The following is a 19,474-nucleotide window of genomic DNA, read 5'->3' on the forward strand; positions in this document are numbered from 1 at the left end:
ATTCCCGAGCGAGTACGCAACCCCTCACGTGAAGAAAATGTAGCCCAGTTTACGCCCCCCCGCCATGACCCGAATCAAGTTCCTTGCCGGCACCCTCTTCGGGGCCTCGGCGCTCTTCCGGATGTGGAACCGCGTCAGATCACGAACAGGTCGACGAACCTGTGGACCGGCGTGGCTTCGAGCCGGGCCTGGTCGCGGCACGACTCGAGAATCCTCTCGCAGCGCCGTTGCGGGAAGCGGGTGGTCAGGTGGCGGCGGAATTTCTCTTCCAGCACCGGCACCCCCTCGTCACGACGGCGTCGATGGCCGATCGGGTACTCGACCTCCAACCTCTCCGTGGCAGTGCCGTCCCTGAAGAAGACCTGGATGGCATTGGCGATGGAGCGCTTGTGCGGATCCAGGTAATCGCGGGTATAACGCGGCTCCTCGACCACCTCCATCTTTCCGCGCAGCTCGTCGATGATCGGATTCGCCGCGTGGAAGTCGTCCTCGTAGTGTTCGGCGGTCAGCTCACCGAAGATCAGCGGCACCGCGGTCATGTACTGCAGACAGTGGTCGCGGTCGGCAGGATTGGCCAGCTGGCCGGACTTGGAGATGATACGGATCGCCGACTCGTGGGTGGTGATGACGATGCGCTCGACCTCCTCGAGGCGGTCCCTCACCTGGGGATGCAGGGTAACGGCGGCTTCACAGGCAGTCTGGGCATGGAACTCCGCCGGGAAGGAGAGCTTGAAGAGGATGTTCTCCATCACGTAGCTGCCGAACTCGCGCTGGAAGCTGAAACGGCGCTCGGCTTCGGGCTTGAGCGCCTGGTCCTTGTTGGTCTTGGTAAAGAGGACATCGTAGAAGCCCCACTGGGGCGCGGAGAGCGCCCCGGGAATGCCCATCTCGTCGCGCAGGGCGATATCGGCCAGGCGCACCGCCCTGGAGGTGGCATCCCCTGCCGCCCAGCTCTTGCGCGAACCGGCATTGGGGGCGTGGCGGTAGGTTCGCAGGCTCTGGCCGTCGACCCAGGCGTGGGAGAGCGCCGAGAGCAGCTGGTCGCGATCGGCGCCGAGCATCCTGGTGACCACGGCGGTGGAGGCCACCTTGACCAGCACCACGTGGTCGAGACCGACCCGGTTGAAGGAGTTCTCCAGGGCCAGTACGCCCTGGATCTCATGCGCCATGATCATCGCCTCGAGGACGTCACGCATCGTCAGCGGTGCCTCGCCCTGGGCCGCCCGCTTCTGGGAGAGGTGATCGGCCACGGCGAGGATCGCGCCCAGGTTGTCGGAGGGATGTCCCCACTCCGCCGCCAGCCAGGTGTCGTTGTAGTCGAGCCAGCGCACGATGCAGCCGATGTCCCAGGCCGCCTTCACCGGGTCCAGGCGGAAGGCGGTGCCCGGTACCCGGGCGCCATGGGGCACCACGGTGCCTTCCACCAGGGGCCCCAGGTGCTTGGTGCACTCGGGAAAGCGCAGCGCCAGCAGGCCACAGCCCAGGGTGTCCATCAGGCAGAGCCGTGCGGTGTTCCAGGCCTCATCGCTCTCGATCCGGTAGCCGAGCACGTAATCGGCAATCTTCTGCAGCTCGGCGTCGTAGTCCGGCCGTACATTGGCATCCACGGTGCTCATGCGCTTCTCCTGTCACGGCATCGAATGGGTACCCTCCACTATAGGAAACGCCCCGAGCCCTGCGACCCGGAGCGTATTTCCTGAAGGGGTTTCAGCCTGAACAGGGTGGCGTCAGAAGCTGTCGCCGGGCACGCACACCCAGCCCTCCATCAGTACCCGAGCACTGCGGCTCATCACCGCCTGGTCGATCACCCAGCGGCCGTTCACCAGGCTCGCCTCTGCACCCACCCGCAGGGTGCCGGAGGGATGGCCGAAGGTGACGGCGTTGCGCTTGCCGCCACCGGCGGCCAGGTTGACCAGGGTACCCTCGATGGCCGCCGCCGAGGCGATGGCCACTGCCGCGGTGCCCATCATGGCGTGGTGCAGCTTGCCCATGGAGAGCGCCCGCACCAGCAGGTCGATCTCACCGGCCTCGACCGGCTTGCCGCTGGAGGCGGTATAACCGGTGGGCGATGCCACGAAGGCCACCTTGGGCGTGTGCTGGCGACTGGCCGCCTCGTCCAGCGACTGGATCAGCCCCATCTTCAGGGCCCCATGGGCACGCAGCGTCTCGAAGCGCGCCAGGGCCGCCGGGTCGCCGTTGATGGCCTCCTGCAGCTCGGTGCCGGTGTAGCCGAGATCGGCGGCGTTGACGAAGACGGTCGGGATGCCGGCGTTGATCAGGGTGGCCCGGATCGTCCCCCCCTCCACCACCTCGTTGGGTACCTCCAGGTCATCCACCCGATTGCCGGTGGGGAAGATGGCACCCTCGCCGTCGGCGGGATCCTTGAAGGCCACCGGCACCTCTGCCGCCGGGAAGGTCACCCCGTCCAGCTCGAAATCACCGGTCTCCTGCACCTGGCCGTCGGTGATCGGCACCCGGGAAACGATGGTCTTGCCGATATTGGCCTGCCAGATGCGCACCTCGGCCACGCCGTTGTCGGGAAGACGCGCCGGATCCACCAGGCCGTTGGCGATGGCGAAGGGGCCCACCGCGGCAGAGAGATTGCCGCAGTTGCCGCTCCAGTCGACGAACGCCTTGTCGATGGAGACCTGGCCGAACAGGTAGTCCACGTCATGGTCGGGGCTTTCGCTTTTCGACAGGATCACCGTCTTGCTGGTACTGGAGGTGGCGCCGCCCATACCGTCGATCTGCTTCTGGTAGGGATCGGGGCTGCCGATCACCCGCATCAGCAGACGATCCCGGGCCTCGCCTGGCTTGCGGGCGGCCTCGGGCAGGTCATCCAGCTTGAAGAAGACGCCCTTGCTGGTGCCGCCACGCATATAGGTGGCAGGGATCCTGATCTGCGGAACCTGGCTCATGCCGTGGCCTCCTCGCTCTCCAGGAAGTCCTTGGCGAAGCGCTGCAGCACGCCGCCGGCGGAGTAGACCGTCACCTCCTCGGCGGTATCCAGGCGGCAGGTCACCGGCACCCGATCGACCTCACCCGTCTTGCGGTGGATGATAAGCTCCAGGGTCGCACCCGGCGCCGGCTTGCCCTCGACGTCGTAGGTCTCGGTGCCGTCGAGCTGCAGGGTATGGCGGGTAGTGCCTTCCCGGAACTGCAGCGGCATCACCCCCATGCCGATCAGGTTGGTGCGGTGGATCCGCTCGAAGCCCTCGGCCACGATGGCCTCGACCCCGGCCAGCGCCACGCCCTTGGCCGCCCAGTCCCGGGACGAGCCCTGTCCGTAGTCGGCACCGGCGATCACGATCAAGGGCTGGCCGCGCTCCATGTAGGACTCGATGGCTTCCCACATGCGGGTCACCTCGCCTTCCGGCTCGATGCGCGCCAGCGAGCCCTGCTTCACCTCGCCGTTCTCGTCGCGGACCATCTCGTTGAACAGCTTGGGGTTGGCCAGGGTGGCCCGCAGGGCGGTGAGGTGGTCGCCGCGGTGGGTGGCGTAGGAATTGAAGTCCTCCTCCGGCAGGCCCATCTTGTGCAGGTACTCCCCCGCCGCGCTGTCCATCATGATGGCGTTGGACGGCGACAGGTGGTCGGTGGTGATGTTGTCCGGCAGGATCGCCAGCGGCCGCATGCCCTTGAGCGCACGCACCGCCGCCATGTTGCCTTCCCAGTAGGGCGGCCGACGGATGTAGGTGCTCTGGGGGCGCCAGTCGTAGAGCGGGCTCTCGGCCTTCTCGGCGGCGTCCAGGTCGAACATCGGAATGTAGACCCGCTTGAACTGCTCCGGCTTGACGAACTCGCCGACGATGGCGTCGATCTCCTCGTCGGAGGGCCACAGGTCCTTGAGGGTCACCGGGTTGCCGTCCTTGTCGGTGCCCAGCACGTCCTTCTCGATGTCGAAGCGCACGGTACCGGCGATGGCGTAGGCCACCACCAGCGCCGGCGAGGCCAGGAAGGCCTGCTTGGCGTAGGGGTGGATGCGGCCGTCGAAGTTGCGGTTGCCGGAGAGCACCGCGGTGGCATAGAGGTCCCGGTCGATGATCTCCTGCTGGATCGCCGGGTCCAGCGCGCCGGACATGCCGTTACAGGTGGTGCAGGCGTAGGCGACGATGCCGAAGCCGAGCTTCTCCAGTTCCGGCAGCAGGCCGGCCTCCTCCAGGTAGAGGCGCGCCACCTTGGAACCCGGGGCAAACGACGACTTCACCCAGGGCTTGCGAATCAGACCGAGCTCATTGGCCTTCCTGGCCAGCAGGCCGGCCCCCACCACGTTGCGCGGGTTGGAGGTGTTGGTGCAGCTGGTGATGGCGGCGATGATCACCGCGCCATCGGGCATCCTGCCCGCCTTCTCCTCCGCCTGGGCCTTGTCGTAGTCCACGGCGATGCCGCGCTCGTGCAGGGCGCTGGTGGGCAGGCGGCGATGGGGATTGGAGGGGCCGGCCAGGTTGCGCTCGACGCTGGAGAGATCGAAGGTCAGCACTCGCTCGTACTGGGCACCGGTCAGGCTGTCGGCCCACAGGCCGGTCTGCCTGGCGTAGGTCTCGACCAGCTCGACCTGCTCCGGCTCGCGGCCGGTCAGCGTCAGGTAGTCGAGGGTCTGCTCGTCGATGTAGAACATCGCCGCGGTGGCGCCGTACTCCGGGGTCATGTTGGAGATGGTGGCGCGGTCACCGATGGTGAGGCTCTTGGCCCCCTCGCCGTAGAACTCGAGATACGCCCCCACCACGCGTTCCTTACGCAGGAACTCGGTGATCGCCAGGACGATATCGGTGGCGGTGATACCGGGCCTGGGCTTGCCGGTCAGCTCCACGCCGACGATATCGGGCAGGCGCATCATGGAGGGGCGACCCAGCATCACGATCTCGGCCTCCAGCCCGCCGACGCCGATGGCGATCACGCCCAGGCAGTCGATGTGCGGGGTGTGGCTGTCGGTGCCCACGCAGGTGTCGGGATAGGCCACCCCGTCGCGTGCCTGGACCACCGGCGACATCTTCTCCAGATTGATCTGGTGCATGATGCCGTTGCCGGCGGGGATGACATCGACGTTCTCGAAGGCGGTCTTGGTCCACTCGATGAAGTGGAAACGGTCCTCGTTGCGACGGTCCTCGATGGCGCGGTTCTTCACGAAGGCGTGCGGGTCGAAGCCGGCGTGTTCCACGGCCAGGGAGTGGTCGACGATCAGCTGGGTCGGCACCACCGGGTTGACCTTGGCGGGGTCACCGCCCTGCTCGGCGATGGCGTCGCGCAGGCCGGCCAGGTCGACCAGCGCCGTCTGGCCGAGGATGTCGTGGCACACCACCCGGGCCGGGTACCAGGGAAAGTCCAGGTCGCGGCGGCGCTCGATGAGCTGCTTGAGGGCATCGGTGAGCAGCTCCGGCTCGCAGCGACGCACCAGCTGCTCGGCGAGCACCCGGGAAGTGTAGGGAAGGGTGTCATAGGCACCGGGCTGGATCGCCTCGACGGCCGCACGCACGTCGAAGTAGTCCAGCTCGGTGCCGGGAAGCGGTTTGCGGTATTCGGTATTCATGGCGTGAGGGATCTCTTGCAGGCGTCGGGGCGAAGGGGAAGAAGGCCGGACGACCCGAGAAGGGTCGTCCGGGGGCGGCAATCGATCAGTCGCGCTCCTCGATCGGCACCCACTCGCTGTGCTCGGGGCCGACATAATCCGCGCTCGGGCGAATGATGCGGTTGTTGGCACGCTGCTCGAAGACATGGGCACACCAGCCGGTGACGCGCGAGCAGACGAAGATCGGCGTGAACAGCTTGGTGGGGATGTCCATGAAGTGGTAGGCGCTGGCGTGGAAGAAGTCGGCATTGCAGAACAGCTTCTTCTCGCGCCACATCACCGCCTCGACACGCTCGGAGACCGGATAGAGCACGCTGTCGCCCACGTCCTCGGCCAGTTTCTTCGACCACTCCTTGATGATGGCGTTGCGCGGGTCGGACTCGCGATAGATCGCGTGGCCGAAGCCCATGATCTTCTCCTTGCGCTCGAGCATGCCCAGGATCTCGCGCTCGGCCTCGTCCGCGGACTTCCAGTCCTCGATCATGGCCATGGCCGCCTCGTTGGCGCCGCCGTGCAGCGGGCCGCGCAGGGAGCCGATGGCGCCGGTCACGCAGGAGTGCATGTCGGAGAGCGTCGAGGCGCAGACCCGCGCGGTGAAGGTCGAGGCGTTGAACTCGTGCTCGGCATAGAGGATCAGCGAGACGTTCATCACCCGGGCGTGCAGCTCGGAGGGCGCCTCGCCGCGCAGCAGGTGCAGGAAGTGAGCACCCACCGACTCGTCGTCGGTCTCGGTCTCGATGCGCACGCCGTCATGGCTGAAGCGGTACCAGTAGCAGATGATGGAGGGCAGCACGGCCAGCAGGCGGTCGGAGACGTCCTGCTGCTCGTCGAAGCTCTGCTCGGTCTCCAGGTTGCCCAGCATGGAGGCGCCGGTGCGCATCACGTCCATGGGGTGGGCATCCTTCGGGATCTGCTCGAGCACGGTCTTGAGCGCGTCGGGCAGGCCACGCAGGCCCTTGAGCTTGCTGATGTAGGCATCGAGCTCGGCCTGGTTGGGCAGCTTGCCCTTGAGCAGCAGGTAGGCCACTTCCTCGAACCTGGCCTTCTCGGCCAGCTCCGCGATGTCGAAGCCCCGATACGTCAGGCCGGCGCCGCTCTTGCCGACGGTGCACAGGGCGGTGGTGCCGGCGCTCTGGCCGCGCAGGCCGGTGCTGCTGACGGGTTTATCTGCCATGGTCGTGTCTCCTTGGTCGATCGCGCTTGTCCGGCGCGTTCTTGTCGTCGATGTCGGTTCGAGGTTCAGGCGTCGCTGCCCTTCTCGGCAAGCTCGGTCTCGGCAAAGAGCGCATCGAGCTTCTGCTCGAAGGCGTGATAGTTGAGGAAGTCGTAGAGCTCGTCGCGGGTCTGCATGGTGTCGACCACGTCGCGCTGGTGGCCGTTGTCATGGATGCTCTGGTAGACCTTGAGCGCCGCGGCGTTCATGGCGCGGAAGGCCGACAGCGGGTAGAGCACCATGCGGCAGCCCACCTCGCCCAGCTCCTGCTGGGAGAACAGCGGCGTGGCGCCGAACTCGGTGATGTTGGCCAGGATCGGCGCATCGACCCGCTCGCAAAAGGCACGGTAGTCATCCAGGGTGTGGACCGCCTCGGCGAAGATCGCGTCGGCGCCGGCCTCGATGCAGGCCCGGGAGCGCTCGATGGCGGCGTCCAGCCCGTCCTTCTGGAAGGCATCGGTGCGGGCGATCAGGTAGAAGTCCGGATCGATGCGCGCGTCGGCGGCGGCCTTGACGCGGTCGACCATCTCCTGCTGGGAGACGATGGCCTTGTTGGGGCGGTGGCCACAGCGCTTCTGGGCGACCTGGTCCTCGAGGTGCACGGCGGCCACGCCGGCGCGCTGCATCTCCTTGACGGTGCGGGCGATGTTGAAGGCGCCGCCCCAGCCGGTGTCGATGTCCACCAGCAGCGGCAGGTCGGTGGCGCCGCAGATCCGGTGGGCGTCCTCGACCACGTCGTTCATGGTGGTCATGCCGAGGTCCGGCAGGCCGAAGGAGGCGTTGGCCACCCCGCCGCCGGAGAGATAGATGGCCTGGTGGCCGACGCGCTCGGCCATCATGGCGGTGTAGGCGTTGATGGTGCCGACGATGGGCAGCGGGCGGTTGGCCTCGAGGGCGGCGCGGAAGCGCGCGCCTGGGGTCTGCTGGGTCATGCTGGTTCTCCTCGTGTTGCCGGGCCGCCCTCAGGGGGTCGTCTCGGCTTCCTGTTGCAGAATGGCGGCATAGCGGTCGGCGACGTTTGCCCGGGAGGCACTGACGTGTCGGCGCATCAGCAGCTCGGCCAGTTCGGCATCCCCTGCCTCGATGGCATCGACGATGCGATGGTGCTCGACGAAGGCACGCTGGGGGCGCGAACCGCTGGCACTGAACTGGGTACGATAGAGCCGTACCAGGTAATAGAGGTCGTCACAGAGCATCGTCATCAGCATGCGATTGTGGCTGCCCTGCACGATGCGGAAGTGGAAGTCCAGGTCGCCTTCGCGCTGGAAATAGGACTCGCCACGCTTGAGGTCGCTCTGGCGCTCGTGCACCGCCAGCACCTCGCGCAGCCCGGCGATCTCCTCGCTGGTCATGTGCTCCGCGGCCAGCCGGGCGGCCATGCTCTCCAGCGCCTCGCGCACATCGAACAGCTCGAGCAGCTCCTTCATGGAGAGCTTCACCACCCGGGCACCGACATGGGGCACCCGCTCGATGAGACGGTGGGCTTCCAGGCGGCGCATCGCCTCGCGCAGCGGCCCGCGGGAGATGCCGTAGGCCTTCGACAGCCCCGGCTCGGTGATCTTGCTGCCTGGCGCCAGCTCACCCCTGACGATGGCATCCTGCAACTGGTGGAAGACCCGCTCGGCCAGGGTTCGAACCTCGGGGGCGGCCTGTTCGAATACGATTGAGTTCATGGCAATTGTCGACAATCAAAGGATGAAAACACTTTAAGCACTGTCCAGGGGGCGGTCAACCTGGCAAGTGGCGAGACAGCCTACACCTTTGGTTGTAGACAACCCGACCCCCTGAAGGACCAGTGTCGACAATCAAGACGCCCCTCGTTGATTGGGCGTCCTTGCACCAGCGGGACAACGGGAGGGACAAACCACGCCGCGATGCCTAGAATGAGGCGCCTGTTCAGGGAAGGCGCTTTGATGACACCACGACTCGAGATCACCCCCCTGCCCCACCGGGTGGATCCGCTGGCCTACTTCACGGCATTGCGCCACCGCCCCGGTGCGGTGCTGCTCGACAGCGGGCGCCCCGCCGCCCCGGGGGGGCGCTACGACATCCTCAGCAGCGACCCGCTGTGCCTGCTCGAGATCGATGCCGAGGGTCGTGTCCATGGCGACCCGACCCTCGCCGGGCTCTCGCCCTTCGCCGCCCAGCAGGCACTGCTCGACCGACTCCCGACCACGGTGCCCGACAGCGAGCTGCCGTTTCTCGGCGGGCTGATCGGCTACTGGAGCTACGACCTGGCGCATCATCTGGAACCGGTCACCCGCCGGGCACGACGGATCGTCGAACTGCCCTCCAGCCGTGTCGGACTGCATGACTGGGCGTTGATCCAGGATCACGTGCGCCAGGAGACCTGGCTGGTGGCCACCCCCGAACGGCGTCGGCAAGTGAGCGAGTGGCTGGCCTCACCCCCGCCACCGACGGGTGACTTCCACCTCACCGGTGCCTTCGAGGGCGAGATGGATCGTGACGGCTACCTGCGACGCTTCGATGCCGTGCAGCGCTACATCAGGGCCGGGGACTGCTACCAGATCAACCTGGCGCAGCGCTTCAGCGCCCCCTACGAGGGCGACCTCTGGGCCGCCTACCAGCGCCTGCGCCGGGCCACGCCGACCCCGTTCGCCGGCTACATGGCCTGGGGCGACAAGGCGATCCTGTCGCTGTCGCCGGAACGCTTCCTGCGCAGCCGCGATGACTGGATCGAAACACGCCCGATCAAGGGCACCCGTCCCCGAGGGGCCACCCCCGGCGCGGACCGGCGTCTCGCCATGGAACTGGAGACAAGCCTCAAGGATCGCGCCGAGAACGTGATGATCGTCGATCTCCTGCGCAATGACCTGGGCCGGGTCTGCCGACCGGGCAGCGTGCAAGTCCCCCAGCTCTGCGGCCTCGAGAGCTATGCCAATGTCCACCACCTGGTCAGCGTGATCATCGGCGAGCTGGCACCCGACCGGCGCCCCCTGGACCTGCTTGCCGCGGCCTTTCCCGGCGGCTCCATCACCGGCGCGCCCAAGGTACGCGCCATGCAGATCATCGACGAGCTCGAGCCCTGCCGTCGTAGCGTCTACTGCGGCAGCCTCGGCTACGTGGACGTGCGCGGCTGCATGGATACCTCCATCGCCATCCGCACCGCCGTGGCCGACCGCGGCTACCTGCACCTCTGGGGAGGCGGCGGCCTGGTGGCGGACTCCAGGGGCGAGGACGAGTATGCCGAGACCCTGGACAAGATCCGTCACCTGATGCATGCCCTGACGACCGCCGGAGATCAGCACTATATGGAATAAGCGGCAACGCTTTTCTGCCTTATTGGCATATCCATCCAATGAAACGGTATTGGGGGGCGTTCTGCAGGCTTTGGTAGGGTAGGCCCGACTGCCTCAACGACCTGGAGCCCCCATGGCATCAACACTCGACGCTATCAACGGTGAGCTCGGCAACGATCCGGAAGCACTGATTCACTGGGCCCTGACACAAGGCGAACGCCCCATCTGCACGACCAATTTCCGCCCCTTCGAGGCGGTCATCCTGCACATGGTGACGCGCCAGCTGCCGACGATTCCCATCGTCTGGATGGATAACGGCTACAACACCCCGGCCACCTACCGCTTCGCCGACGAGCTGGTCAAGCGGCTCGACCTCAACCTGATCACCTATCTGCCGCGCCGCACACGGGCTCACCGCGAAGCCGTGGAGGGGCCGATGCCCGGTATCGAGGATCCCCGCCACGAGGCCTTTACACGGGAAGTGAAGCTGGAACCCTTCGAGCGGGCGCTGCGGGAGATGGCACCCGACGTCTGGTTCACGGCGCTGCGTGCCGAGGACACGCCGGAGCGTGCGCGCATGGCGCCCGTCAGTCGCAATGCCGATGGCCTGTTGAAGGTGTCGCCGCTGCTCAACTGGACGGCCCGCGACCTCTACCGCTACCTGCAGGAGCATGACCTGCCCAACGAGTTCGACTACTTCGATCCCACCAAGGTCGAGGAGAAGCGCGAGTGCGGCCTGCACCTCCAGCACTGAGCCGGCTCAGCGCACCGGCAGCTCGATGCCCTCGAACAGCCCCTGCTCGTGGCGCGGTCCCGCATTCATGGCGGCGTCGACGAGGTCCCGCTCGAGGTGAGAGGCGAAGCGCTGGAGAAAGTCGTACATGTAGCCGCGCATGAAGGTGCCGCGACGAATGCCGATCTTGGTGGTGGAGCTCTCGAACAGATGCCCCGCATCCAGCGCCACCAGGTCGGTATCCTGCTCGGGATCCACCGCCATGTGGGCCACGATCCCCACGCCCATGCCCAGGCGGACATAGGTCTTGATCACGTCGGCATCGGCAGCGGTCAGGACCACGTTGGGCGTGAGCCCATGGGCACGGAAGGCGTCGTCGAGCTGGGAGCGGCCGGTGAAGCCGAAGACATAGGTCACCAGCGGATAGCGGGCAAGCGCTTCCAGGGTGAGCTCGCCCTCCTCCGCCAGGGGATGCCCCCTGGGCACCAGGATGCAGCGGTTCCAGCGATAGCAGGGCAGCAGCACCAGGTCGTTGAACAGCTCCAGCGATTCGGTGGCGATGGCGAAGTCGGCCTGGCCATCGCTGACCATCTGGGCGATCTGCTTGGGGGTACCCTGTTGCATGTGCAGGGCCACGTCCGGGTACTTGCGGGTGAAATCGCGGATCACCGGGGGCAACGCATAGCGAGCCTGGGTGTGGGTGGTGGCGATGGACAGGCTGCCGCGGCGTTCGTCGCTGTGCTCCTGGGCCACTTCCTTGATGTTCTCGGTGATGCGGAGCACCTGGCCGGCGAGCTCGATGATCGCCTGCCCTGCCGGTGTCACCCGGGTGAGATGCTTGCCGCTGCGTGCGAAGATCTCCACGCCCAGTTCGTCCTCCAGCAGGCGGATCTGCTTGGAGATCCCTGGCTGAGAGGTATAGAGACTCTGAGCCGTGGCCGACACATTGAGGTTGTGGCGAGTGACTTCCCAGATGTAGCGCAGCTGCTGAAGTTTCATGATGGACTCGACCTCCTCTGTCGCCCGTCGGCTAGATACGCAATCGCGATTAAAGCGACATCATGTAATCACTATATAGCATAAAAGAAAACCACCAACGTCGCCTTGGGTCTCGGAAGCTCATGACCGCGCGCCATGGCCCGGCTAGCCGCCTCCCATTTGCCAGCGACCCGGTCGGCCGCTAACATCAGCCGACCGGACATGCCCGAGGCATGTCATCCGATCCGCTCGATGCAGCGCAACGTAACTGGAGAATCACATGGCCAATAACGTCGATGTCACCAATGCCAACTTCGAGCAGGAAGTCCTCAAGGCCGAGACACCGGTCCTGCTGAAGTTCTGGGCCCCCTGGTGTGGTCCCTGCAAGGTGATGGCACCGGTGGTCGACGAGGTCGCCGAGGAACGTACCGGCAACCTCAAGGTCGTCAGCATCAACGTGGACGATGCCCCGGAGATCGCCGCGGAACAGGGCGTGCGTGGCGTCCCCACCGTGATGCTGTTCAAGTCGGGCAGCAAGGTCGCTTCCCTGGTCGGCGCCCAGTCCAAGTCCCAGCTGACTCAGTTCATCGATCAGAACGCCTGATCGCTTCCCGCTGGAACCGCTCCTTCGCCCCGGGCTCGGCCGGGGCGAAGTCGTTTCGGCATCCTGCAGCCGCTTCAGTTCCCCCCATCGCGTTGCGAGGGCGGCTGGTCGGCATCCTCGATGTCGTCATCGACGAATCGCTCGCCGGGGCCGAGCAGGTGAGCGATCCAGCGGGTGTCGGGATGGCTGTCGAGGGCGATCTTCAGCGTCATGGTCAGCACCACCGACAGCAGCATCCCCACCGCGCCGAACACCCAGCCCCACACCACCAGTGAAAGAAAGGCCACGAAGGTCGACAAGCCCAGTGCACGCCCCATCACCCGTGGTTCCACGATGTTGCCGAGCACGAAGTTGATGGCCAGGTAGGCCGCGGCCAGGAGCGTGGCAGGCAGCAGGCCACCCTCCTGGGACACCAGCAGCAGCAGTACCGGCGGTATGGCGGCAATGGCCGAACCGATGTTGGGGATGAAATTGAGGGCGAAGGCGAGCACGGCCCATAACAGGGGGAAGTCCACGCCCACCAGCAGGCAGGCCAGCCAGACCAGCGCTCCTGTCACCAGGCTGATCATCGTCTTCACCGCCAGGTAGCGCTTGAGCGTCAGGCTGAACTCGCTGAAACGGCGCAGGCTCGGTGCAGGATTGGCCAGTGCCCGCGAGACCTTGTCGCGGAAGTTCAGGGTCTCGAAGAGCATGAAGACCACCAGCAGCGCCACCACCGTGCTCTGCATCAACAGGTTGCCCAGCTCACCCAGCAATGCGGTCACCCAGATGCCATCGTCCTCGATCTCCAGCAGCCGCGCCAGGCGCTCCGGGTCGATGGCCAGCCCCATGGTGGCCAGTCGATCGAGGAGGCTCAGATAGTATTCGTAGAGGCGCGTCTCGATGCCCGGCAGGGCCTCGATGAAGGTCCCGAAGCTGTTGACCACGAGCAGTCCCAGCAGGGACAGGAAGGCCCCGATCACCAGCAGGGTGATCCAGACCGCCAGGCGCAGGCTGAGCCCCAGGCGATTGAGCCACTGCACCGGTGCGGTACAGACCACCGCGATGAACAGCGACAGCAGTAACGGGACGATCAGGCTCGACCCCGCCTTCATCCCGGCAATGATGACCACCAGGGCGGCGAGAGCCAGAATGAGGTTGAGGGGAACGGTCCGGAAGGACTCGTTGTCTGGGAGTTGCATGCCGGGGTCCCTGCCAGCCAGTGGATACCCATGATGCCGCCTGCCAGGCGCGGGTACAAACCGTTTGAAATCCCCGTCGATGAAGGTGCAGATTCGATGGATGCCGCCTTCGACCGCGGAACCCTGCTCGACGTCTGCGCTCGAAGCGAGCGCGCGGTATCATGCCGCGGTTTCCACTACCCGTCGCAAGGAGGCTTCCATGTCACTCTCCCTGTCACCCCGGCCACTGCTGCTGGGCGCCCTGCTCGTCGCCACGTCACTGATCGCCGCCACGGCGGTGGCCGAGGAGCCCCGCTCGCGGCTGGACGTCCAGGCCGAAGCCCGGCTGGACGTGACACCGGACAGGGCCACCCTCAGTGCCCGCCTCTGGGAACGCACCCCGGCCATCGCGCGGCGGGATGACACCACGAGCGACCCCGATGCCCTGCGCGAGGCCCGCGACCGACTCGAGACCCGCGCCGCCACCCTGATCGGAACCCTCGAGGAGGCCGGCCTGGAGCGCGAGACGATCAGTGCCGGCTCCCTGAACGTGCAGCCCGAATACCTGCCGGATGCACGACGAGACGATGGCGAGCACGAGGCACTGACGCGTACTCGCCTCGAGCGCCCCTTCCGGATCGAGGTCGAGGACCTGGCGCGCCTGCCCGTGCTGCTCGATGCCCTGACCGAGGCCGGCGTCGATGCCCTGGACGGCGTGACCTATGACCTGGCCGACCGCGACGCCGCCAGCGACGAGGCCCTGGTCAAGGCGCTGGAGAGGGCCCGCCACAAGGCCGAGCTGATGGCCGACACCCTGGGCGTATCGCTGGGCCCGGTGGTCGGCGTGAGTGAAAACCGCTCGCCGGTATTTCAGCCGCGCATGATGGCCATGAGCGCCGACGCCCGGGAAGGCGCACCCCAGGCGGAGTACCGCCCCGGCACCATCAGCATCGAGGCCGGGGTCAGCGTCAGCTGGGAGATCGAACCACGGCCGTAAGCTGGAAGCTGGAAGCTGGAAGCTGGAAGCTGGAAGCTGGAAGCTGGAAGCTGGAAGCTGGAAGCTGGAAGCTGGAAGCCAGCCTGTTGCCACCAATCCCTGTGTCGAGGCCATTCTTCCAGCTTCCAGGCGCGAAGCGCCGCTCTTCAAGCTTACGGCTACCATTAACGCCTCAAGCGTTAATGGTATCGATCCCGCCCATATAGGGCCGCAGCGCCTCGGGCACGGCGATGGAGCCATCGGCGTTCTGGTGGTTCTCCATCACCGCGATCAGGCAGCGGCCCACCGCCAGGCCGGAGCCGTTGAGGGTGTGCAGCAGTTGCGGCTTCTTCTGCTCCGGGTGGCGGAATCGCGCCTGCATGCGGCGCGCCTGGAAGTCCTCGCAGTTGGAGACCGAGGAGATCTCGCGGTAGGTCTGCTGGCTGGGGAGCCACACCTCCAGGTCATAGGTCTTGGCGGCGCCGAAGCCCATGTCGCCGGTACACAGCGTGACGACGCGGTAGGGCAGCGCCAGCGCCTGGAGGATCGCCTCGGCGTGGCCGCGCATCTCCTCCAGCGCCGCGTAGCTCTTGTCGGGCTCGACCATCTGCACCATCTCGACCTTGTCGAACTGGTGCTGGCGGATCATGCCGCGGGTGTCGCGGCCGTGGGAGCCCGCCTCGCTGCGGAAACAGGGGGTGTGGGCGGTGAGCCTCACCGGCAGCGCCTTGGCATCGAGGATCTCGTCCCGGGCGAAGTTGGTCAGCGGCACCTCCGCGGTGGGGATCAGGTGGTAGCCGCGCTCGTCGTCGAGGCGAAACAGGTCCTCGCCGAACTTGGGCAGCTGGCCGGTGCCGTGCAGCGATGCCTCGTTGACCATGTAGGGGACATAGCACTCCTCGTAGCCATGCTCGAGGGTCTGCTTGTCGAGCATGAACTGGGTCAGGGCCCGATGGAGCCGGGCGATGGGCCCGCGCATCACCGCGAAGCGGGCACCGGTGAGCTTGGCCGCCAGGTCGAAGTCCAGGTGACCCCTGAGCGCCCCCAGGTCGACATGGTCGCGGACCTCGAAGTCGTACTCCCGCGGCGTGCCCCAGCGATGGAGCTCGACGTTGTCGTCCTCGCTCTCGCCCACCGGCACGCTCTCGTGGGGCAGGTTGGGCAGGCCGCTGATCACCTCGTCCCACTCGGCCTGCACCTCGGCGAGACGCGCCTTGGCGGCGTCGAGCCGGTCACCCAAATCGCTCACCTCGGCGAGCAGCGGCTGGATATCCTCGCCCTGGGCCTTGGCCTGACCGATCGCCTTGGAGCGGGTGTTGCGCTCGTTCTGCAGGGACTCGGTCTGGGCCTGCAGCTCGCGTCGCCGGGACTCCAGCGCCTCGAGACGGTCGGTGTCGAGGACGAAGCCCCGCTTGGCCAGTCGTTGGGCGACCGCGTCGAGGTCGCTGCGCAGCAGTTTGGGATCGAGCATGGAATCCGGTCCGTAGCAGTCGGTGAAGTCGTCAGGCTTAGTCTGAACCGTCGCCGAGCGATGGACAGGCAAGGCAAAAATCAGCGAAAAGACGGAGTTTACAAGCTGTAAATGAGTACTTTGAGCTGATTTTTAACGCCGCATGGCCGAGCGCAGGCCCGGTTCGGGCAAGCCTGAATCAAGGCCGCCCATTGTAAGCAAAAGGCCCTCACTGCGCCACGCGCCACCGACCGCAGGATGCGCGGCACCGCCCTCTCGCGGTAAAGTAGTGCCATTCCTTCGCCGCGCCCGCCCCCCGGCGGCGCCGACACGACTGATACCCATACCATGATCGCAAGACTGGACACGGCTAGTTCCCATCCGGCGACACGCCTCGCCGCCCCCTACCTGCGCTTCCTCGAGGCGCTCAAGGACGCCGGCTTCGCGGGCGAGATCGCCCCCGACTACGCCAACCGCACGGTGCTCGCCACCGACAACTCCATCTACCAGCGCCTGCCCCAGGCGGTGCTCTACCCCAAACACGCCGACGATCTGGCGCGCATCGCCCACCTCGCCGGCCAGGTGGAGCACCGCCAGGTGGTGCTCGCCCCGCGCGGCGGCGGCACCGGCACCAACGGCCAGTCGCTCACCGACGGCCTGGTGGTGGACGTCTCCAAGCACATGAACGCGATCCTCGACATCGACGTCGAGAACCGCCGCGTGCGCGTTCAGGCCGGGGTGGTCAAGGACCAGCTCAACGCCGCCTTGAAGCCCCATGGGCTCTTCTTCGCCCCCGACCTCTCCACCTCCAACCGCGCCACCATCGGTGGCATGATCTCCACCGACGCCAGCGGCCAGGGCAGCTGCGAGTACGGCAAGACCCGCGATCACGTGCTCGAGCTCGACAGCGTGCTGCTCGGCGGCGAGCGACTGATCAGCCGCCCCGTGGCGGATACCGAGCTCGAGCGGCTCTGTGAACGCGACGATGTCACCGGCCGCGCCTACCGCACCGCCCGGGAGATCATCGACACCCAGCGCGAGCGGATCGCGTCCACCTTCCCGCCGCTCAACCGCTGCCTGACCGGCTACGACCTGGCGCACCTGCGCGACGACGAAGGCCGGCTGAACCTCAACAGCCTGCTGTGCGGCGCCGAGGGATCGCTGGGCCTGCTCAACGAGGCGGTGCTCAACGTGCTGCCGATCCCCAGGCACTCGACCCTGGTCAACGTGCGCTACGCCGGCTTCATGGACGCCCTGCGCGACGCCAAGGCCCTCATGGGCGCTTCACCAGATCAGCCGCAGGCGCTTTCGGCCAAGCCCACCTCCATCGAGACGGTGGACGACACCGTGCTGATGCTGGCCATGGAGGACTTCGTCTGGGACAGCGTCGCCGAGTTCTTTCCGGCAGGCGGCGAGACGCCGGTGCGCGGCATCAACCTGATCGAGTTCAACGACGACGACCCCGAGCGCCTGGCCGAGCGGGTCGCCGCCTTCTGCCGCCACCTGGAGGAGGACGAGAGCGTGCCGCGCCTCGGCTACACCCTGGCGGAGGGGCGGCCGCAGATCCAGAAGGTCTACGCCATGCGCAAGCGCGCGGTGGGCCTGCTCGGCAACGTCCAGGGCGAGAAGCGCCCCATCCCCTTCGTCGAGGACACCGCCGTACCGCCGGAGCACCTGGCGGACTTCATCGGCGAGTTCCGCGCCGCGCTCGACGCCCGGGGGCTCGCCTACGGCATGTTCGGCCACGTCGACGCCGGGGTGCTGCACGTGCGCCCGGCCATCGACATGAAGGACCCGGCCCAGGAACGGCTGATCCGCGAGGTCTCCGACGAGGTCGCCGAGCTGACCCACAAGTACCACGGCCTGCTGTGGGGCGAGCACGGCAAGGGCGTGCGCTCCGAGTACGCGCCCAAGTTCTTCGGCGCGCTCTACCCCAGCCTGCAGCGGGTCAAGGCCGCCTTCGACCCCCACAACCAGCTCAACCCGGGCAAGATCGCGACGCCGCTGCCAGTGGGCAGCGCCGCCCAGGAGGAAACGGTCAACCTGGTCGACCCGGGCCTGCTGACCATCGATGGCGTGCCCACCCGCGGCCAGCTCGACCGCACCATCGACGAGCGGGTGTGGCAGGCGCACGCCGCCACCGTCTACTGCAACGGCAACGGCGCCTGCTACAACTACGACCCCAACGACGCCATGTGCCCCTCATGGAAGGCCACCCGCGAGCGCATCCACTCGCCCAAGGGGCGCGCCAGCCTGATCCGCGAGTGGCTGCGCCAGCAGGAGGTGGCCGGCATCGACCTGGTCGAGGAGTCGCGCAAGAAGAAGGCCGAGGGCGCCTGGGGCTTCGTCAAGGACTTCCCGCTGCGGCTCAAGAACAGCCTGGCCCGGCGGCGCGGCGAGGCGGACTTCTCCCACGAGGTCTACGAGGCCATGGCGGGGTGTCTCGCCTGCAAGTCGTGCGCCGGCCAGTGCCCGGTCAAGGTCAACGTGCCCGACTCGCGGGCGCGCTTCCTCGAGGTCTACCACGGCCGCTACCTGCGCCCGCTGCGCGACTACCTGGTCGGCGGCCTGGAGTTCCTGATGCCCACGCTTTCCCGCATCGCGCCGCTCTACAACGCCGCGCTGGGCAACCGCCTGGTCGAGCGCCTGCTGGCCGGGCCGCTGGGCCTGGTCGACACGCCGCCGCTCTCGCGCGCCAGTCTCAAAAAGCAGCTCGCCGCCTGGGGGGTGGCCGAGGCCACGCCCACCGCGCTCGGCCTGCTCACCGAGGCGCAGAAAGCCAGGAGCGTGGTGATCGTCCAGGACGCCTTCACCAGCTTCTACGAGGCCAAGCTGGTGATGGACATCGTCGAGTTGCTCGCGCGCCTCGACGTGCGGGTGTTCGTCGCCCCCTTTTCGCCCAACGGCAAGCCGCTCAACGTCCAGGGCTTTCTCGGCGCCTTCGAACGCACCGCCGAGAAGCAGGCCGCGCGCCTGCGCACCCTGGCCGAGTTCGGCGTGCCGCTGGTGGGCATCGACCCGGCGATGACGCTGACCTACCGCCAGGAGTACGTGCACGCCCTGGGCGCCGACGCCGTGCCCGAGGTGCTGATGCTGCAGGAATGGCTGATCACCCGGTCACCCACCCTGGCCCGCCAGCTCGCGCCGAACGGCCTGACACTCGACGACCCCGGCTTCAAGCTGCTCGCCCACTGCACCGAGAAGACCACCGCCCCCGGCTCGCCCGGCGCCTGGCAGCAGGTGTTCGCCGCCTTCGGCCTGGAGCTCGAGCTGGTGGCCACCGGCTGCTGCGGCATGTCCGGCACCTACGGCCACGAGGCCAGAAACCGCGAGACCTCCCAGACCATCTACGCCCAGTCGTGGCAGCCGGTGGTGGAGAATGAGGCCAACGCCGGCCGCCTGCTCGCCACCGGCTACTCCTGCCGCAGCCAGGCCAAGCGCCTCTCCGACACCGCGCTGCCCCACCCGCTGCAGGGGCTGCTCGAAGTGCTGCGGCGCGCCGGCTGAGCCATCAACGCACAGCGCCCACCGGCC

At 67.0% G+C, this 19,474-nt stretch carries 14 protein-coding genes; 5 read left to right on the top strand and 9 right to left on the bottom strand.

What is annotated here, in order from left to right; genetic code table 11:
* Nucleotides 1-134: 134 nt before the first annotated feature.
* The 6 genes from ACOMD9_RS13025 to ACOMD9_RS13050 form a co-directional block, all read right to left on the bottom strand.
* Entirely contained in the window at nucleotides 135-1,616 is a 1,482-nt protein-coding gene (locus tag ACOMD9_RS13025; RefSeq protein ID WP_421415559.1) for a bifunctional 2-methylcitrate dehydratase/aconitate hydratase, read from the bottom strand.
* A 111-nt stretch (nucleotides 1,617-1,727) separates the two neighbouring features.
* Nucleotides 1,728-2,918, bottom strand: a complete 1,191-nt coding sequence (gene prpF, locus ACOMD9_RS13030; protein WP_421415562.1) for a 2-methylaconitate cis-trans isomerase PrpF — start codon at nucleotides 2,916-2,918, stop codon at nucleotides 1,728-1,730.
* The gene (gene acnD, locus ACOMD9_RS13035) at nucleotides 2,915-5,527 is read right to left on the bottom strand and encodes a Fe/S-dependent 2-methylisocitrate dehydratase AcnD (protein WP_421415564.1); all 2,613 of its coding nucleotides are present in this window, start codon (nucleotides 5,525-5,527) and stop codon (nucleotides 2,915-2,917) included. The genes prpF and acnD overlap by 4 nt, the downstream gene beginning before the upstream one ends.
* A gap of 85 nt (nucleotides 5,528-5,612) precedes the next feature.
* Nucleotides 5,613-6,740: a bifunctional 2-methylcitrate synthase/citrate synthase gene (gene prpC / locus ACOMD9_RS13040; protein WP_421415566.1), complete on the bottom strand. Its 1,128-nt coding sequence runs from the start codon at nucleotides 6,738-6,740 to the stop codon at nucleotides 5,613-5,615.
* Nucleotides 6,741-6,805: 65 nt separating this feature from the next.
* Complete coding sequence (gene prpB, locus ACOMD9_RS13045; RefSeq protein ID WP_421415568.1) at nucleotides 6,806-7,711, bottom strand: methylisocitrate lyase; 906 nt, start codon at nucleotides 7,709-7,711, stop codon at nucleotides 6,806-6,808.
* A gap of 30 nt (nucleotides 7,712-7,741) precedes the next feature.
* Nucleotides 7,742-8,452 (bottom strand): GntR family transcriptional regulator, encoded by a 711-nt coding sequence (locus tag ACOMD9_RS13050; RefSeq protein ID WP_421415569.1) that lies wholly within the window; start codon nucleotides 8,450-8,452, stop codon nucleotides 7,742-7,744.
* A gap of 240 nt (nucleotides 8,453-8,692) precedes the next feature.
* Here ACOMD9_RS13050 and pabB point away from each other — a divergent pair, with 240 nt between their 5' ends.
* Together pabB and ACOMD9_RS13060 are read left to right on the top strand one after the other, a co-directional pair.
* Nucleotides 8,693-10,060: an aminodeoxychorismate synthase component I gene (gene pabB, locus ACOMD9_RS13055; protein WP_421415571.1), complete on the top strand. Its 1,368-nt coding sequence runs from the start codon at nucleotides 8,693-8,695 to the stop codon at nucleotides 10,058-10,060.
* A gap of 112 nt (nucleotides 10,061-10,172) precedes the next feature.
* The gene (locus ACOMD9_RS13060; RefSeq protein WP_421415573.1) at nucleotides 10,173-10,793 is read left to right on the top strand and encodes a phosphoadenosine phosphosulfate reductase domain-containing protein; all 621 of its coding nucleotides are present in this window, start codon (nucleotides 10,173-10,175) and stop codon (nucleotides 10,791-10,793) included.
* 6 nt (nucleotides 10,794-10,799) lie between these two features.
* Here ACOMD9_RS13060 and cysB read toward each other — a convergent pair whose 3' ends face one another.
* On the bottom strand, nucleotides 10,800-11,771 hold the full coding sequence (cysB, locus tag ACOMD9_RS13065; protein WP_421415575.1) for an HTH-type transcriptional regulator CysB: 972 nt from the start codon (nucleotides 11,769-11,771) through the stop codon (nucleotides 10,800-10,802).
* Nucleotides 11,772-12,030: 259 nt separating this feature from the next.
* On the opposite strand from cysB, the gene trxA reads away from it, so the two are divergent.
* Nucleotides 12,031-12,354, top strand: a complete 324-nt coding sequence (gene trxA, locus ACOMD9_RS13070; RefSeq protein ID WP_421415577.1) for a thioredoxin — start codon at nucleotides 12,031-12,033, stop codon at nucleotides 12,352-12,354.
* Between the two features lie 74 nt (nucleotides 12,355-12,428).
* On the opposite strand, the gene ACOMD9_RS13075 is transcribed toward trxA, so the two are convergent.
* Entirely contained in the window at nucleotides 12,429-13,535 is a 1,107-nt protein-coding gene (locus ACOMD9_RS13075) for an AI-2E family transporter (RefSeq protein WP_421415579.1), read from the bottom strand.
* Between the two features lie 199 nt (nucleotides 13,536-13,734).
* Between ACOMD9_RS13075 and ACOMD9_RS13080 the strand changes: the two genes are divergently transcribed.
* A complete protein-coding gene (locus tag ACOMD9_RS13080; protein ID WP_421415581.1) occupies nucleotides 13,735-14,511 on the top strand; it encodes an SIMPL domain-containing protein in 777 nt (258 codons plus the stop codon).
* A gap of 172 nt (nucleotides 14,512-14,683) precedes the next feature.
* Here the strand turns inward: ACOMD9_RS13080 and serS are convergent, their stop codons facing one another.
* On the bottom strand, nucleotides 14,684-15,961 hold the full coding sequence (gene serS / locus ACOMD9_RS13085; protein ID WP_421415582.1) for a serine--tRNA ligase: 1,278 nt from the start codon (nucleotides 15,959-15,961) through the stop codon (nucleotides 14,684-14,686).
* A 327-nt stretch (nucleotides 15,962-16,288) separates the two neighbouring features.
* Here serS and ydiJ point away from each other — a divergent pair, with 327 nt between their 5' ends.
* Nucleotides 16,289-19,447 carry a D-2-hydroxyglutarate dehydrogenase YdiJ gene (gene ydiJ, locus ACOMD9_RS13090; RefSeq protein WP_421415583.1) on the top strand — a complete coding sequence of 1,053 codons (3,159 nt, stop codon included), beginning with the start codon at nucleotides 16,289-16,291 and terminating at the stop codon, nucleotides 19,445-19,447.
* Nucleotides 19,448-19,474: the final 27 nt, after the last annotated feature.

Source organism: Halomonas terrestris (assembly GCF_049166755.1).
In the GTDB taxonomy this organism is placed as follows: Bacteria; Pseudomonadota; Gammaproteobacteria; order Pseudomonadales; family Halomonadaceae; genus Halomonas.